At 64.7% G+C, this 16,190-nt stretch carries 12 protein-coding genes; 7 read left to right on the top strand and 5 right to left on the bottom strand.

Features of this window, described 5'->3' with window-relative positions; translation table 11 throughout:
• Positions 1–402: 402 nt before the first annotated feature.
• Together AC3WJB_RS01920 and plsB are read right to left on the bottom strand one after the other, a co-directional pair.
• Positions 403–1,761, bottom strand: coding sequence for a metal-dependent hydrolase family protein (locus AC3WJB_RS01920; RefSeq protein WP_492678163.1), 1,359 nt, complete (start codon positions 1,759–1,761; stop codon positions 403–405).
• A gap of 279 nt (positions 1,762–2,040) precedes the next feature.
• On the bottom strand, positions 2,041–4,632 hold the full coding sequence (gene plsB / locus AC3WJB_RS01925) for a glycerol-3-phosphate 1-O-acyltransferase PlsB (RefSeq protein ID WP_492678165.1): 2,592 nt from the start codon (positions 4,630–4,632) through the stop codon (positions 2,041–2,043).
• Between the two features lie 289 nt (positions 4,633–4,921).
• On the opposite strand from plsB, the gene AC3WJB_RS01930 reads away from it, so the two are divergent.
• Positions 4,922–5,953, top strand: a complete 1,032-nt coding sequence (locus AC3WJB_RS01930) for an AI-2E family transporter (RefSeq protein ID WP_492678167.1) — start codon at positions 4,922–4,924, stop codon at positions 5,951–5,953.
• Between the two features lie 129 nt (positions 5,954–6,082).
• Here AC3WJB_RS01930 and AC3WJB_RS01935 read toward each other — a convergent pair whose 3' ends face one another.
• On the bottom strand, positions 6,083–8,086 hold the full coding sequence (locus tag AC3WJB_RS01935; RefSeq protein WP_492678169.1) for a UvrD-helicase domain-containing protein: 2,004 nt from the start codon (positions 8,084–8,086) through the stop codon (positions 6,083–6,085).
• Here AC3WJB_RS01935 and AC3WJB_RS01940 point away from each other — a divergent pair.
• From AC3WJB_RS01940 to AC3WJB_RS01955, 4 genes are all read left to right on the top strand, one after another.
• Positions 8,051–8,437: a hypothetical protein gene (locus AC3WJB_RS01940; RefSeq protein ID WP_492678171.1), complete on the top strand. Its 387-nt coding sequence runs from the start codon at positions 8,051–8,053 to the stop codon at positions 8,435–8,437. The two genes, AC3WJB_RS01935 and AC3WJB_RS01940, sit on opposite strands and share 36 nt — an antisense overlap.
• Before the next feature lie 86 nt (positions 8,438–8,523).
• Positions 8,524–9,264, top strand: coding sequence for a PEP-CTERM sorting domain-containing protein (locus AC3WJB_RS01945; protein ID WP_492678173.1), 741 nt, complete (start codon positions 8,524–8,526; stop codon positions 9,262–9,264).
• A gap of 458 nt (positions 9,265–9,722) precedes the next feature.
• Entirely contained in the window at positions 9,723–10,487 is a 765-nt protein-coding gene (locus AC3WJB_RS01950) for a PEP-CTERM sorting domain-containing protein (protein WP_492678175.1), read from the top strand.
• A gap of 239 nt (positions 10,488–10,726) precedes the next feature.
• Entirely contained in the window at positions 10,727–11,446 is a 720-nt protein-coding gene (locus tag AC3WJB_RS01955; RefSeq protein ID WP_492678177.1) for an SIMPL domain-containing protein, read from the top strand.
• Positions 11,447–11,543: 97 nt separating this feature from the next.
• Here AC3WJB_RS01955 and AC3WJB_RS01960 read toward each other — a convergent pair whose 3' ends face one another.
• Both AC3WJB_RS01960 and AC3WJB_RS01965 read right to left on the bottom strand, forming a co-directional pair.
• Positions 11,544–13,790: a TonB-dependent receptor plug domain-containing protein gene (locus AC3WJB_RS01960; RefSeq protein WP_492678179.1), complete on the bottom strand. Its 2,247-nt coding sequence runs from the start codon at positions 13,788–13,790 to the stop codon at positions 11,544–11,546.
• Between the two features lie 199 nt (positions 13,791–13,989).
• Complete coding sequence (locus tag AC3WJB_RS01965; RefSeq protein WP_492678181.1) at positions 13,990–14,388, bottom strand: DUF2946 domain-containing protein; 399 nt, start codon at positions 14,386–14,388, stop codon at positions 13,990–13,992.
• Between the two features lie 366 nt (positions 14,389–14,754).
• Between AC3WJB_RS01965 and AC3WJB_RS01970 the strand changes: the two genes are divergently transcribed.
• Both AC3WJB_RS01970 and AC3WJB_RS01975 read left to right on the top strand, forming a co-directional pair.
• On the top strand, positions 14,755–15,387 hold the full coding sequence (locus tag AC3WJB_RS01970) for a thymidine kinase (protein ID WP_492678183.1): 633 nt from the start codon (positions 14,755–14,757) through the stop codon (positions 15,385–15,387).
• A complete protein-coding gene (locus AC3WJB_RS01975) occupies positions 15,374–16,177 on the top strand; it encodes a hypothetical protein (RefSeq protein WP_492678185.1) in 804 nt (267 codons plus the stop codon). The genes AC3WJB_RS01970 and AC3WJB_RS01975 overlap by 14 nt, the downstream gene beginning before the upstream one ends.
• Positions 16,178–16,190: the final 13 nt, after the last annotated feature.

Below are 16,190 nucleotides of genomic sequence, written 5' to 3' on the forward strand. Positions count from 1 at the left end.
GCCATCCGCCGAGTGGTGGCCACGCGCAACGACGGCTCAATCATTCCGATTCGCCGTTCCTATTTTGACTTCAACCCCAAGCTTCGTCGTCATCCCTTCCTGGCGTCATCCCCCCTGGCGTCATCCCCCCTGGCGTCATCCCCCCTGGCGTCATCCCTTCCTGGCGTCATTCACTCTGGCGTCATCCCCGCGAAAGCGGGGATCCAGTGCTCTCGGACGACCCATAAGGACCCAAGCACTGGATTCCCGCTTTCGCGGGAATGACGCTGGGGGGGGGTGGTTCGGCATCCTGGTGCAAGGCGGTTCAAAAAACGTCCTGGACAACTATTGCGCTTGACCGGCCCTCGGCCGTTGAAGAACGCCTCGCGGGAACAACAGCAAGCGGTGTGGCGGGTCCCTTCCCTAGATCGTGGGCTTGCCGTCGACCTTGTACACCACGCCGTCCTTCATGACGAAGCTGACCTTTTGCATGAGGGTGATGTCGTCCAGCGGGTTGCCGGGCACGGCGACCACGTCGGCGCCGCGGCCGGGCGCAATCTGGCCGAGCTCATTGGACTTGTGCAGCAATTCGGCGGCATGCGTGGTGGCCGCCTGCAGCACGAACATCGCCGGCATGCCGGCCTGCACCATGTACTCGAATTCCTTGGCGTTCTCGCCGTGCGGATACACGCCGGCGTCGGTGCCGAAGGCAATCTTGACCCCGGCCTTGTAGGCGCGCCCGGCATTGGCCTGGATCACCGGCCCGACCAGCTTGGCCTTGCGCGCCACCTGCGGCGGGAAGTAGCCCGGCTTCTCGGCCATCTCCTGCGCGTACTTGCCGGCAATGATGGTCGGCACCAGCCACGTGCCGTGCTGTTTCATGAGCTGCAGGTCGGCCGCATCCATGAACGTGCCGTGCTCGATCGAATCCACTCCGGCGGCGACCGCCCGCCGAATCGCCTCGGCGCCATGCGCGTGCGCCGCCACGGTGAAGCCGTAATCGTGCGCGGCCGCCACCACGGCCTCGATCTCGGGGATGGTCATCTGCGCATTGTCGGCGCTGGCGCCTTCATCCAGCACGCCGCCGGAGGGCATGATCTTGATCGCGTCGGCGCCATCCTTGTAATGCTGGCGCACGGCCTTCCAGGCATCCTCCGGCGAATTGATGATGCCGTCCTTCGCGCCCGGATCGCCGGCCAGATCCATGCGGTAGCCGTTCGTGCCATCGGCATGACCGCCGGTGCTGCCGATCGCCTTGCCGGCGGTATAGATGTGCGGGCCCGGCACGACGCCGGCATTGATCGCGTTGCGCAGCGCGATGGATTCATTGTTGCCGTCGGCGAGGTTGCGCACCGCGGTAAAGCCCGCCAGCAGCGTGCGCCGCGCATACACGGTGGAGCGGATGGCGTAGTCGGCAGTGTTCCAGCGGAACTGGTCCGAATAACCCGTCGGGCTGATCTCCGAGGTCAGGTGCGTGTGCGCGTCGATCAGCCCCGGCATGCAGGTGGCATCGGCCAGATCCACATAACGGTAGTTGCCGCCGGCCGCACTCGCCGCCGCCTGGTATGGCGCCGCATCCACCTTGCCCGCCCGCACTTCCTTGATGCGCCCAGCCTCGGCCACCACCGTAGTCTCCCCCAGCAACTTGCCCGCAACGGTATCCACCAGATGCCCGCAATGCATCACGGTGACGTCGTTGGACAGAGCGCTTCCGGCGGCCAGCACACTGCACGGCAGCGACACTAGGATGGCGGCGGACAACACGGCAAGGCGCAGGGACATGGGGCTAGGCTCTGGAGGAATGGATCACCACTGTAAATGAAGGGTTGCCCTGGCGCGACGGGTTCGGTTACGGGCAACCGCTGGCACAGATCACCCGTACGGCGGCGCGCATATCGCGCCTTCGCGGCGGATAACGCATACACACTTCAAAAGACGTCATATGGACGCCAGCGAGTTCAACTTCGACGCGACACCGTAAGCGTCCCCGTCAAGCAGACACTTCAAAGGTAGAACTTCCGGCGGCTTGTTGACGGTGTTCGACTGGGGTCATCCACCGCGCTATTGCCGGCCCTTGCCGGCAGAAGCCCGCCCCGCCCCGTGAACTTCGGAATCCGCTGATGTCGACGTCACAGATCCGGAGGCCAGCTCAGCGGCCGGCGTGCCATCGCCCACCGGCGTGATCTTGAGGATGGAATGGCGCACCTCGCGCGAGAGGATGATGCGCGCATCGCCCACCATTTCCTCCAGCGCCGGCAGGTAGTCCAGCTTGCCCTCGTCGTCAGTCCACACCACATGGCGCTCGCGCAGCTTCTGGATGAAGCCGCGGAACAAGGCCTTGTCGAAGAACTCCGGCGCGGCCAATTCGTTGAGCAGCCCGAGGCGCTGCGCGGTGAGCGTGCAGGTTTTCTCCAACTGCGCGGCCGTCATGGCCCGCGGGCCATTCTTCACCAGCGCGGCGATGGTGATGTAGTAGCGCTCGAAGGCCTGGATCAGGCCGCGCGCAATGACCCTGAGCTGGAATGCGCTGTCCTCCTGGCCTGCGCTGCGCTCCAGCACGCGACCCGCACCCGCGGATTCGAGCAGCCCCCGACGCACGAAGAAATCGATGGTCATCTGCAGCTCGCGGCCAAAACCCTCCTCGTCCCACGGCAAGAACAGCTCGGCCTGGATGAAGGGGTAGACGATGCGGCCCAGGCGCAGGATCGAGGCCCGCGACATGCGCCGGTTGTTGAGGAAGCAACAGGCCACCCACGCCGCCGCGGCCGTCAGGTGCAACACGTTGTTGCGGAAATAGCTGAGCAGCACGGCCTGTTCGCCGCCCACGCTCAAGACGTCGCCGAGTGGATGCTGGACCCGCCCGATCCAGCCCATGTGCTCGCCGTACTGGACGATGCCGGCGCCGTTCATGGCGGTGAGCGTGATGCGGTCGGAGTAGCGCAGTTCCTCGAACAAGGCCTTGGTGAGATCCAGCTGCGCCAGCAGGTCGGCCTCGGCCATGGCGTGCTTGGGCGTGGCCAGCAGCACCAGGGCCAGCAGGTTGATCGGATTGACGTCGGCCGCGCGGTTGATGTTGATCTGGATTTGTTCGCCCAACCGGCTGGTCACCGTGTTCAGCCATTCGGGCTTGCCTTGCGGATCGTCCTCGGCATGCCGCCAGTCGGCACCGGTCGCATCCAGCAGCGGCGTCAGCTCGATCGGCTCGCCGAAATTCAGCGTGACGTGGCCATAGCGCTGGCGCAGCACACGCAGTCCGCGCAGCAGGCCAAACAGCGACTCTTTCTCCTTCGGCTTGCCGCCCAGCTCGCCGGCATAGGACTTGCCCTCCATCAGCTTTTCGTAGCCGATGTACACCGGCTGGAACAGCACCGGCCGGCGTGGCGCGCGCAGGAAGGCGCGGATGGTCATGGCCAGCATGCCCAGGTGAGGTGTCAGCAGCCGGCCGGTGCGCGAACGTCCGCCTTCGATGAAATACTCGATTGGCACGCCGCGGTCGATCAGCTGGGCCAGGTACTCGTTGAAGATCACCGAATACAGCGCATTGCCCTTGAAGCTGCGGCGCAGGAAGAACGCGCCGCCGCGGCGCAGGATCGGCCCGATCACCGGCAAGTCCAGGTTCACCCCGGCGGCAATGTGCGGCACCACCACGCCTGAGATGTGCAGCTGGTAGCTCAGCAACAGGTAATCGGTGTGACTACGGTGGCAGGGTACGTACACCACCTCGAAGCCAGGCGCGACGGCCCGCGCCTTGTCGAAATGATGCAGCGTGATGCCGTCGTAGAGCTTGTTCCAGAAATTGCTGAGCAGCATCGACACCGAGCGCACCACCGGGTACGAGTAGTCGGCGGCAATTTCCAACATGATCTTGTGCGCATTGCGCCAGGCCTTGGCCGGGGTGATCTTGTCCTTCCCCGCGCTGGCGGCAATTGCCGCGCGGACCGGCTCGGCGTTGAGCACCGCGTCCACCACCGTGCGCCGGTGCGAGAGGTCCGGCCCAATCACCGCCGCACGGATACGATGGAAGTGCGTGCGCAGGACGCGCGCAATCTTGCGCGCCAGGCGCTCCTCGTCCAGGTCCGGCCATTCCTCCATCACGCTGCGCAGCGAGATGGGGGCCGAAAAATGCACCACGGTGTCGCGACCGTTGAACAACAGTGCCAGCAGCCGACGGAAACGTCCGACCACCACCCAGTTTTCCGAGAACAACACCTTGAACCAGCCGCTGTCGCGACTCGGGGCGCGGCCGACGTAGATCGCCACCGGTACCACCTGGATATCGCGCTCCGGCTGCGCCTGCAAACTGCGCAACAAATCGCGCAAGGCCAACTGGATGGTGCGCTTGCGAGTCCGCCCAAACACCCAGCCTTCGCGCCGCACCAACGCCATCACCGAACGCCGGCGCCGCATGCCGGCCAGCGGCTGCAACGGGTTCGGCAAGCCGGCCTCGCGGCAGGCCTGGTGCAGGATCAACGTGTCGGACAGCCCGTCGCGCTCGATCATGTAGCACACCGGTGCGCTGCCCGGCAGCAGGGTGGCCGGTTCCGCCGGCTCCCGCCGCAGGCGCAACCAAGGCTGCAACAGGGCGCCGGCCAGGTCGAACCACCATGAAACGCGCTGCCGCCGAGCCGCGCGGGTACCTGAAATGTCTTGCATCGGCCCATTCTAGCGGCCCGATGGCGCCGCGCGACCACGCCTGCCCACTGGCGGTCGGGACCGCCAACTGACAGACTGCCGGCTTTCCGGGGCCCTGATCGGCTCCCACATAGGCGTTCCCAACAACTCCCACATCGTCATTCCCGCGAACGCGGGAGGCGCTTCACAACAGCGAAGCTGGTCATCCAGGGCATCGACGGCAAGTTACTGAAACGCAAAGGCACTGGAGCCCGGATATCGCCGGTGATTCCGGAATGACGAATAAAACTGACCGACCTCTGCCCATCCCATGGATTACCCGTTTCCCGTTACCCGCCAACCGTCGCCACTCGTCCGCATCAGCAGTTACCTGCTGACGGCGGCCGCGCTGCTGCTGGTGATCCGGTTGCGCCTGCTGCCAGCCCTGCTGGCAGGGCTGCTGGTCTACGAGTTGGTACGCACGCTCACGCCGCTGCTGGGCCGGCGCATTTCCGGTGACGGCGCCCGCATGCTGGTGGTGGCCGTCCTCGGCGCGGCCGTGGTTGGCCTCCTGCTCGGCTTGATCTTCGCCACGATTGCCTTTTTCCGCTCCGAACTCGGCAGCTCGGATCTCCTGTGGCGCGACCAATTGATGCCGCTGGTCGAAAAGGCGCGCCAGCAGTTACCGGCCATGCTGGTCGACAACCTGCCGGACAGCGTGGACGACCTGCGCCTCGGCGTGATGGAACTCTTGCACCGCCACTCGAACGCGCTGCAGCTCGCCGGGCGGGAAACCGCGCGCGGCTTTGTGCACATCGTCATCGGCCTGGTCCTTGGCGCCATCGTGGCCCTGAGCCGCACCCGTCCCGAGCATCGGGTAGGCCCGTTGGCCGCCACCCTGCGCATGCGCGCCGAGCGGCTGGCGATGGCGTTCCACAACATCGTCTTCGCCCAGGTCAAGATCTCCCTGATCAACACCGTGCTGACCGGCCTGTTCCTGCTGGTGGCACTGCCGCTGCTTGGCATCCACGTGCCCTTGGCCAAGACCCTGGTCGTGGTCACCTTCATCGTCGGCCTGCTGCCGGTGGTGGGTAATCTCCTGTCCAACACCGCGGTGACGATCGCCGCGCTGTCGGTGTCGCTCGGCGTAGGCATCGCGGCCCTGGTGTTCCTGATACTGGTGCACAAGCTCGAGTACTTCCTCAATGCCCGCATCGTCGGCGACCAGATCCACGCCCGCGCCTGGGAGCTGCTCATCGCCATGCTGGTGATGGAGGCCGCGTTTGGCCTGGCGGGCGTGATTGCCGCGCCGATCTACTACGCGTACCTGAAGAGCGAGCTGGACGCCCACCGGCTCCTTTGATCATCCCCCGCGCGCCGCCTTGCAGTGGTCCCCAGTTCGTGGAGCCCACTCGCGGGCGATGCATCCGCCGTTCGACGGTTGCCGCGATGATCGATGAAGAGCTTTCGGCTGCCGACAGGCGCGCGAAAGCTATTGGAGCCCTTGGCTGTCGGCGAGCATGGCCCGGATCTTCGCCAAATGGGATTGGGCGGTTTCGCGGGTCGACTGCTGGTCGGCCTCGGCATCCTCGCCTTGCCAATGCAGGTCCGCACGCGGCAGCTCCAGCAGGAAGCGGCTGGGCTGGTTGGCGTGCACCTCACCCCAGTGCTTGTTGCGCGCCGGCCAGGTGAGCGTCACCAATTCCTTCGCGCGGGTCAGGCCCACGTACATGAGGCGGCGCTCCTCCTCGACCCGCCCCTCGTCGATCGCGCCCTCGTGCGGCAACACGCCTTCGGCGCATCCGACGATGAAGACGAAACGGAACTCCAGTCCCTTGGCCGCGTGCAAGGTCATCATGCGCACGGCGTTACCCGGATCGTCGCGGTCGGCGTGGCTGAGCAAGGCGAGCTGCGCGGCCAAGTCGCCCGCGCCGCGGGCGGGGCCGGGCTGCTTCTGCATCGCGCGGAACCAGTCCGCGAGCTCCGCGAGGTTGCCCATGCGCCGCGCGCGCAATGCCTGGTCAGCGGTGCCGGCGGCGACATGCGCGGCATAGCCCGTGCGCGCGATGACGGTTTCCACCAGCTCGGCCGCATTCTGCTGCACCGACGCGCTGCGCAGTTCGTCGAGCAGGCTCGCAAACCGGGCCAGGGCGGCGGCAGGCCGCGGGCTCAATTGGCGCAGCACGCTGTCGCTGCGCGTCGCCTCGAGCAAGGAGCCGTGGCGCGTCTGCGCGATCAGCCCCAGTTTCTCCAGCGTGGTCGCGCCAATCTCGCGCTTCGGTACGTTGACCACGCGCAGGAACGCGGCGTCATCGGTGGGGTTGGTCAGCAGGCGCAGATAGCAGAGCAGGTCCTTCACCTCGACGCGGTCGAGGAAACTCAGCGCGCCACTCAGGTGATAAGGCACGTTCGCCAGACGCAGCGCCTTTTCCAGCGGTCGCGCCTGGAAATTGCCGCGATACAGGATCGCGATATCGTGCCAACGCGCGTGGTGCCGCTCCGCGAGCGTCGCTGCAATCGCGGCGACGTGTTCGGCCTCGTGGGCGCTGTCGCGACATTCCAGCACGCGGATGGGCGCGCCTTCCGGATGCTCGCTCCACAGCTTCTTGGTGTGCGCGTGCGGATTGTTGGCGATGAGTGCGTTCGCGGCGCGCAGGATGCGCCGGCCGCAGCGGTAGTTCTGCTCCAGCTTGATCACGCGCAGGTTCGGCCAGTCGCGGCCGAGCTGTTCGATGTTGCCGGGGTTCGCGCCGCGCCAGGCGTAGATCGACTGGTCGTCGTCGCCCACGCAGGTCAGCGCGCCGCGCTCGCCGGCCAGCGCGCGCAGCAGGCGGTATTGCGCGTCGTTGGTGTCCTGGTATTCGTCCACCAGCAGGTAGCGCAGGCGCTCGCGCCAGCCCGCGCGACACTCCGCATCCGTTTCCAATATGCCGAGCGGCAAGCGGATCAGGTCATCGAAATCCACCGCGTTGAATGCGGCCAAACGCTGCTGGTAGCGGGCGTAGAGCGCAGCCACGTCCGACTCGCGCGCGCTGCGCGCGGCGGCCAGCGCTTGCTCTGGGGACAGGCCGGCGTTCTTGGCCTGCCCGAGCAGGTGCTGGATGTCGCGCAGCACATCAGGCTTCGTGCCACCGGGCGCCAGCTCCTTCACGATCGCCGCGCTGTCGTCGGCATCGAGGACGGAGAAACCGCGGCGCAGCCCGACCCGCTCGTGTTCGATCTGCAGAAACTTCAGCCCAAGCGCATGGAAGGTGCTGACCGTGAGTTCCTGCGCCGCCTCAGCACTGACCAGCTTGCCGACGCGCTCGCGCATCTCGCGCGCCGCCTTGTTGGTGAAGGTGATGGCGGCAATCTTCGCCGGCGCGAGATGCTTGCGTGACACCAGATACGCGATCTTCTGCGTGATCACCGAGGTCTTGCCCGACCCCGCACCGGCCAGCACCAGCAGCGGACTGTCGCAATGTTCGACGGCAGCCTGCTGTTGCGGATTGAGCATGGAAAGGAACGTCAAAGCGGAGCGGGCCACGATCATAACAGCGCGGCGACGCGGCACCGCCCGATCCAGTTCGTTTCCGTTGGCGCCACATCGCGCGCCGCCCGCGGTTCACTCGTTGACCGTCATCGGCGTTTCCCGGCACCGCATCAATCGAACGTCGCCACGATATTCGGGGGCGTCGTGGTGCTGAGCTACGCCAAGCCGGACGGTGCTCGCCGAGCATGTCTGACCCCCAGATTCGGTATCTATCCGACAGCCACCGACCACGACTTCATGTTGCTTCCAGATGCCGTCGAAGAACCTTACGTTTTTCAGCGCCAGGCAGGCTTTGCACTCCAAGCAAGTAATTGATTTAAAGGTCCTTCCGCTCTTGGCATGGGTAGTGCTTTTAAAATCTGTGTCAGGGGGAGTATTTCCTTTCAACAGAGGGTCCTACGATGAACGCGCTGACCACACGTTTGGGCACGGCAATCCTCGCGGGTGTGTTCGCCACCGCAGCGATCGGTACCGCACATGCAACGATCTCCATCTATTCCGGGCAGGATAATGCTGCACCCACGAGCGGCCCGTTCCCCAACTCGGCCACCGCCCAAGCGAACTTTCTCGCCGCGGCGTCCGGGTACGGTACCACGCAAACGATCACCTACGAGAACCTCGCGACCGGTTACTACTCACCTATCGCCGCCGGACCCGGTGTGTCGATTGGGTTGACTGGTCCGAATTTCGGACCTGGGTTTTCGGGGATCAGCAACATCACAAATGGCAACCTCTATGGCTTCAATACGACGTCCGGTGGCAGCCAGTGGCTCGGCGTTCCCGGAGGGTCGGCCACCTTTACGTTCGCCATGCCGACGTATTCCTTCGGAACGTTCCTGACGGGGTTGCAGACCGTTTTTAGTGGCACCGACAGACTGCAGATCACCTTCAATGATGGCACCGACCAACTGCTCACTCCGCTGCCCAACGCGGACGGTGGGGCCCAGTATTTCGGCTTCACGACTACGTCGCCTTTCACCTCGATCACGCTGACCAATTTGACCAACGACGCCTGGGGCATCGACGACACCACGTTCAACGGGCGCTCGATCTCGGTCCCGGAGCCCGGTTCCTTGGGTTTGCTGGGCTTTGGGGCACTGCTGATCGGCGCGCTCGTGGTTTTGCGTCGACGCATCGTCTGAAGCCCTTGGTTTGATTCGGTTTAACGCCCACAACCCCGGCAACGGGGTTGTTTTTTCGCTGCGACCCGCACCACCGAGTCATGGCAAGCGTCGCGCGGATGCGCCAGGCTCCTTCCCCCTCTCTGAACAAACGACCGGCAATGGAATTGCCCCTTGAACCTCGTGTCGCGGGAGCATCGGATACGGCTAGTTCCATTCCGGAATCTTGGTGAATGTCCACGTCTGGAAATAGCCAGGGATGTGAGGCGAGATACGCGTCCCAAGGCCAGAAGCCGAGTTTGGCACTCCGTGGCGTCGATAAGCTTTACATTTTCAACATCCCGCCAGAGGCCAGGAATAACAATAGTCAGGAAAATTAATGACGTGATTGGTTTGGCACAGAATATGCTGAACCACGTAAAAATCGTAGTGTACGAAAGCCGATTGCTGGTGACACGCTGCTCTGAAGGAGGATCAAGATGAAGAACGATTTTCGCATTTGGAGTGGCGCCCGCATGGCACTCGCCACGCTCGGATTGAGCGTCGCAACGAGCGCTTTCGCCGTACCGTACTACTACACGGATTGGCTCAGCGCGAATCCCGCTGCGGGCACTGCACACGGTGTCATTACGCTGCCGGATGCCTCGACCGTATCGGTGGACTTCACGGCGGTTTATGCCAATGGCGCGCCGGGCAGTTTCGTGGGTGCCTACACAGCCGGCAATTGGGCTGGATGGGCGGCCTACCCATCGGATTACCTCAGCACCGAGGTCGACAATCTTCCATTGCCCGACATGCTCCAGCTCGCAGGGGGCCAGAATCAGATTTACAAGGTTCACTTGGGCGCGCCCATCAAGGACCCGCTGATGGACATCGTCAGCCTGGGCTCTTCGGGCATCACGACGCAGTACAGTTTTGACGCGCCCTTCACCATACTCAGCCAGGGCACAGACTACTGGGGCGGCTGCAACACCTGCCTTCAGCAATCCGGGAACAACTTGATAGGCAATGAGGGGAGCGGTGCGATCAAGTTCATTGGTACCTACTCCGATTTTTCTTGGACTGTGCCGGTCCCGGAGTATTGGCACGGCTTCACGTTTGGAATTCGCACCACCGAGGCACTGGAACCGACTGATGTGCCCGAGCCGTCGCCGGCTCCACTGTTCGGGTTGGGGCTCGTGGGAATTGCCGTGATCTTGATGAAGCGCCGTTTCGATCGCCGCGCAATGCGGCCGATGGTTTGACGTAATCCCCCACCGACGGGTTATCCAGCAGGTGACCCGCCCCACGCGGGTCACCTTGGCGAGTGTCCACTGCAAGCGCAGGCGACTCGTTTCGGCTCGGGTTGGGCGTTGAATACGAGAGGCTATGGACGGGTATTCGACACTGCGGCTTGACGCGGCTGCGGCAGTTTTCCGCGCGCTGGCGATGTTACGCGCCCCCATGGCACACTCGGGACCACCGCATCCAAGGGAGCATTCCCATGCTGCGCATCATCGCCGCGCTGCTTCTCGCCGCCGGGCTGGTCGTCAGTGGCTGGTTCATCGGCAACGGCTTCGAGCACTCGCGCAACGAGCGCTATGTCTCCGTTAAGGGCTTGGCCGAACGGGACGTCAAGGCCGACATTGCGCTTTGGCGCATCCGCTTCGTCGAGACCGGCAACCAGCTTGCCGATGCGCAGGCGCGCGTCGAGCACGACGGGGAGGTAGTGACGGCCTTCCTCGCCAAATACAAGCTTGGCAGTGGGGCAATTGCGTTCCGCAACATCCAGGTCACCGACCGCGCTGCGCAGATGTACGGCAACGCGGAATACAAGACGCGCTTCATCGTCACGGGCACGCTCATGGTGCGCACCAAGGACGTCGACGCGGTGGCCGCGGCCGCGCAGGACACCGGGACCTTGATCGCGCAAGGCGTGGTGTTGGGCGGCGCCAACGGCGGCGACGACGAGGCACCAACCTATCTGTTCGACGGCTTGAACGCGCTGAAACCCTCGATGATTGCCGAGGCGACGAAGAACGCGCGCGCCGCCGCCGAGCAGTTCGCGCACGATTCGGGCAGCAAGCTCGGCGGTATCCGGCGGGCCAACCAGGGCGTGTTCCAGATCCTGCCACGCGACAAGGCCCCCATGCTGCAGGAGGACCGACAAGTGGAGAAGACCGTGCGCGTCGTGGCAAGCATCGACTACGCCGTAACCAACTGAGGCAGCGCAGTCCTGCTTCCACTACGACACGGTATAGGCGATCGATTTCCCAGCTGCCGGAAATCCACCACGTCATCCGCACCCTTTTTGGGGTCGCTCAGTACTTGACCGTGGCGGACACGAAAAATGTGCGCGGCATCGCCAAGGTGCGCGACCACGGCTGGGTAATGGCGTAGGCGTTCTGCGAATAGCTGCGATCGAAGATGTTGGTCAGGCTCAGCGAGAGCTCGATGGTATCGTTGAACGCATAACCCACGCTGGCGTTGTAGACCAGGTTGCCGCCTTGCCCGTAATGCGTGCCGCGGGTCGTGGTCTCGTCCAGGTACATCGGGCCTATGTAGAGCATTTGCCCGTACAGCGTGAGCCTGGGCGTCGGATTCCAGGTGGCATCCAGCGAGCCCTTCTTCTTCGGGATGCCAACCAGTTGGACATCGAGCGGCGTGGTGATCGCTGACGCTTCACCGGTGAGGTAGGTGCTGGTCCAGGTGAAGTTGGCGCCCAGGCGCAGGGCGGGACTGAGCCGCCAACTGCCATTCAGTTCCACGCCATGCGATTGCCCGTTCTGGTCGTTGGTGTAGTAGTTCGCCGCGCCGCCGCAGTTGTCGAAGTTGGGAATCGTGGCCGATGAACTGCACAGGCTCAGCACCGGCTGCGGCGCACCCGTCGGCGAGGTCAGCCGGTAGGTGGCAATCATGTCGCGGATGTCGTAGCGGAAATAGGTCGCCCCCAGCGTCAGTACATAGCCGCGGTAGTCGCTGCCCACCTCCCAGCCGGTCATCGACTCTGGTCCGAGATTCGGGTTGGCCACGGTGGTGGGTCCCACGCCATAACTGCGCGTGGTGTTGTTGAAGCCCGGCGCACGGAAGGCCTTGTAGGCCGCGCCGCGCAGCGACCATTCATTGCTGAGGTCGTAGTGCAATCCCAACCCCGGATTGAACGCGGACTTGCTGCTCGAGGGCAGCGCGCCGCCACTGGCCACGCCAGTCGACGCCTTGGCCAGGGTGTGGACCTGGTCGGTGTTGCGCCAGGAATCGTAGCGGCCGCTGAACGTGATCTGCAGCGGTGCAAAGGGCGAGATCTTCGCCTGCACAAACCCGCCGCCGAAGGTCTGCGAACCCTGCCCGTAGCCCGTGGCATTCAGCACCTGCGGCGTATCCGGGCCACTGGGCGTGGCGAAGAAGGACTCGGCATCCCTGGCCGAGAGGTGACGGTAGCTGGCGCCGACCTGCAGGCTGTTGAAGAACGCGTTGAAGGATTTCGACCAGGTCAGCGAGCTGCCTTGCTCGCGGTAGTGCTGGTCGCCGTACTGGCTGTAGTACTCCACCACCTCGTCGCTGACCGTCTGGTTTTTGGCATTGCTGTTCTGGCAGACGCCGGTGGCCTGGTAGTAGCACGTGGCGCCGTTGTACTTGGTGAAGTGCACCTCTTGCGCCCATGCCCGCCAGGACAGCGAGCTATCCTGGCCGATGCGCTGGTCCAGACCCAGCGCGCCATCGGGATTCTTCTGCAGGTTGCGTCCATGCCGGTAGCCGATGAGCTGGTCCTGCCGGTGCTGGCCCAGGCGCACGAATCCCTTCAAGTCATCGCTGAGCTGGAAGTACGCCGACAGTTCGACATTGGTGTCGCGCGCCGAGGTGGCCTGCTGCAAAGGGAATTTCCACCGGTACATTGGCGGCGTGGTGATATAGCCGCCCGTACGATACTGGTTGACCGCCAGATTCAGCGCCAACGCGTCGGACACCGTGAAATCCTGGCTCCAGGACAGGCTGGCGGTGCCATGGTTGCCGCCGCCGACGGTGACCACCCCGGCATGGTCCGTGGGTCGCTTGGTGACGATGTTGACCATGCCTGCCACCGCCATGCTGCCCCACAGGCTGGAGGTACCGCCGCGGACGACCTCGATGTGGTCGACGTCAGCCAGCGCCACCTTGTGGAACTGCGTGGTCAGGTAAAACGGGTCGATGATCGGGATGCCGTCGAGCAGTACCAGCACCTTGGCGTTGCCGAGGCCACGCATCCTGGTCTGCTGGCCGGTCGGATCGGAGATCGCGGCGGGCACGCCAGTGAAATCGAAACCGGGAACCGTGCGCAGCAACTGGTCCAAGGTCTGTGCCGTCGAGAGCTTGATCTCGTCCTGGCCGATGACCGTGGTGTGCAGCGGCATATCCTCCACCGGGGTCTGGTTGAGGCTGGCCGACACTGTGACCGTGGCGAGATTGGTGGCGGTTTGCGGGCTGGCCTGCGGAGCGCTTGCGGCCAAGGCCGGGCCCGTGGCCATCATGGCCAGGGCCGCGAGACCCCACGGCATCGGGCCAATGGAGCGACTGCATCTGTTTGTTTTCATCTCGTTGCCTGAGAGTTGGCAGCCGAGCGCATTGCGCACGGCAGCGGACGACTACGTGAGGGTGCCGGCCACGCCGCGCGACGGTGCGTCACCGATGACGGGACGACCGTGCGTAGCGCTCATGCAGGGCACGCCGGGCGGCGGACGCCCAGGCGGCCAATCGGGAATGGCCGACAGCGAAGCTCTGCGCCAGGAAGACTCAGCCAGCCGGCGGACCGCGCGAACGGCGGTCCAACAAGCTGGGGAGGGACGTGCTCCCCTGCTCAGGAACGGTCGAGTAAGGCGCTCGCGGCAGCGGCAGGACGATGAAGGCCAGCGCCGAGGCCAGCACCGGGTTATGGCACATCAGCGTGCAATAGCCGCAGACATCACCATTCGACGGCACGCCCGGGCGTTCTGGCATGCCCGGGTGATCAGGCATGCCGGCGTGCCCATGGGCAAGGTGCCCGGCAGGTTCGCCGGCCATCGCCGCGATGGCGGCGTCATTGGCCGACCAGGCGTAGAGGACGCGGGAGATCGATGGCGCAAACAGCAGCAGGCCCAAGGCGACCGAGGCCAGCCAAACGACGAAACGACGTTGAGTGCGCTTGCGGATCAAGTCATATCCAACTGGATCGAACCCTGGATCCAGGTCCAGGCATCATGCCACGTTCCATTTTGAATCGACGCGGCGTGCGGCGTGGCGAAATGCCACAACGCAACGTTCCTGCTTTTCCGACCCATCCAGGACAACCCGGATAGACGGTCGCAGCGAATATCAGATGCGCTGCATCGTCACCGGTTCCCCCATGATGCGCACTGCGCGCGCCGACAAAGTGGCCACGGCTGCCCATGACGCCGGAGTCTCCATCGCCTCGCGTCGCCAGCGTGTCGGCCCCGCGTGCGCCTGGCGCATGCGGGGTTGATTTCCCGGTCACCGGTAAATCCGCTATGTTCCGTCGAACTCCACAAGCACGGCGCCCTGGTGGCCAAACTCTATTTCCACTACTCGGCGATGAATGCCGGCAAGACCACCACGCTACTGCAGAGCGCGTGGAACTATCGCGAGCGCGGCATGCGCACCCTGATCCTGGCGCCGACGCTGGACGATCGACTGGCCGAGAATGCCGTGGCCTCGCGCATCGGCCTCAAGGCGCCGGCCAGCCGCTTTGCTCCGGACGGCGACTTGCTGCAACGGGTGCGCGACGACATCGCCGCGAACGGGGCCCTGCATTGCGTCTTCGTCGACGAGGCGCAGTTCCTCACCAAGGCGCAGGTGTGGCAGCTCAGCGACGTGGTCGATGTGCTGCAGGTGCCGGTACTCGCGTACGGCCTGCGCACCGATTTTCGCGGCGAGCTGTTTACCGGCAGCAGCTACCTGCTGGCCTGGGCCGACGAGCTGCACGAGATCAAGACCATCTGCCACAGCGGTCGCAAGGCGACCATGGTGGTGCGCATGGATGGGAGCGGGCAGCCGGTCACCGAAGGCCCGCAGGTTGAGATTGGCGGCAACGAACGTTATGTCTCGGTGAGCCGCGCGGAATTCAAGAAGATCATGCGGCGGGCGGGCCACGGCGGCTTGCCGCACGCACAGCAGGGCGCGGATGAGCCGCATTGAAAGCACAGGTGCGTCAATGACCGAGCAGAACCAGAACGCCACGTGGCCACGGCCCTATTGGCATGCGGGGGACGAACAGGCTCTGCTGCACTTCTACGTGTTCGGCAAATTCGCGCCGGAACTCGTCATCCCGACGGCGCGCTACAACAACGCCAGCCTGCCTGCCGGCGTGGGACTCGAACGTTTCCAGAATGCGGTGCTGCGCAAGTGGGATGGCTATCCGCTGTTTGGCGAGCTCGGCGCCACGCTGCGCGGGGACAGCCCGGAAACTTTTGCCAGCGCCCGTGCCGCGCCCGAGGTGCTTGTAGTGCGCGGAGAGCTCGAGGATGCCGCGGCGCTGGATTACCTGCGCCAGACCCTGGGCGCGCTTGCTGCCCTGCTCGACGTCGGCGCCACTTCGATCCTGGATCCGCAGATGTTGCGCCTGTTCAGCGCCGCCGAGTGGCGCGAACACTACCTGGTCAAGGGCGGGGCACCGCTGCGCAACCACGTACTGATCCTGCTCGACCCCGATGCGGAACGCCCCGGCCGATCCTGGGTACGCACGCGCGGCATGCGCAAGTTTGCCCGGCCCGACATCAGCATCACCAATATCCCGAAGGGCGCGGTTGATCGCGCCGGCATGCTGTGCGAGCGGCTGGTGGAATTGGAGGCGTTGGGCGCGCACCTCGATGGCGGCCAGGCGCTGGAAGTCGACGGCCTGCCGGCCGGACTGGTGGCCGAGCCGGGCGGCGACCTGGCTGACCCGCACTTCAACAACACCCACGTGACCCTGCGCTGGCCGGACTGAGCCACCGCCGATT

The organism is Rhodanobacter sp. FW510-R10 (assembly GCF_058781105.1).